Source organism: Micromonospora lutea, from assembly GCF_016863535.1.
GTDB classification, from domain to species: domain Bacteria; phylum Actinomycetota; class Actinomycetes; order Mycobacteriales; family Micromonosporaceae; genus Micromonospora; species Micromonospora lutea.
The window spans coordinates 1-687 of sequence record NZ_BOPB01000060.1 but is presented as its reverse complement, the minus strand read 5'-3'; the positions used below and the strand labels follow the sequence as shown (position 1 = coordinate 687).

At 70.2% G+C, this 687-nt stretch carries 1 protein-coding gene; it reads left to right on the top strand.

Annotated features, from left to right (window positions below; translation table 11 throughout):
• Nucleotides 1-687 (top strand): condensation domain-containing protein (locus Vlu01_RS27340; protein ID WP_239096167.1); only part of this gene is annotated, 687 nt, incomplete at both ends.

Sequence of the window (687 nt, the reverse complement as noted above, 5' to 3'; positions counted from 1 at the left end):
ACCACCACCGGACAGGACGACGACGGCCGGCCGCCGCTGCGGTCGACCCCGCCGCAGGAACCGGCGCCCCTGACCCCCGCCCAGCAACGGCTGTGGTTCCTGCACCAACTCGACCCCGCCAGCCCTGCCTACAACATCCCCACCGCCATCGACCTCACCGGCGCACTGGACCACACCGCCCTGCACCACGCCCTGATCGACCTCACCCAACGCCACCAGATCCTGCGCACCACCATCACCCCCACCGACCCACCCACCCAAGTTCTCAACCCACCACCGGCCCGACCCATCACCGTCCACACCCTGCCCCACCACACCGACCCCACCACCTACCTCACCCACCTGGCCCAACAACCCTTCGACCTCACCACCGACCACCCCCTACGGACCCACCTCGTCACCACCGACCACGACCACCACCACCTCCTGCTCACCGTCCACCACATCGCCGCCGACGCCTGGTCCATGGGCCTGCTCATCACCGACCTCGCCGCCCTCTACCACCACCACCGCACCGGCCAACCCCACCACCTGCCCACCCCCACCCACCAGTACCGCGACTACGCCCACTGGACCCACCACCCCCACCACCACACCCGACACCAGCACCAGCGCACCTACTGGACCCACCACCTCGCCAACACCCCCACCCTCGACCTCCCCACCGACCACCCCCACCACCCCACC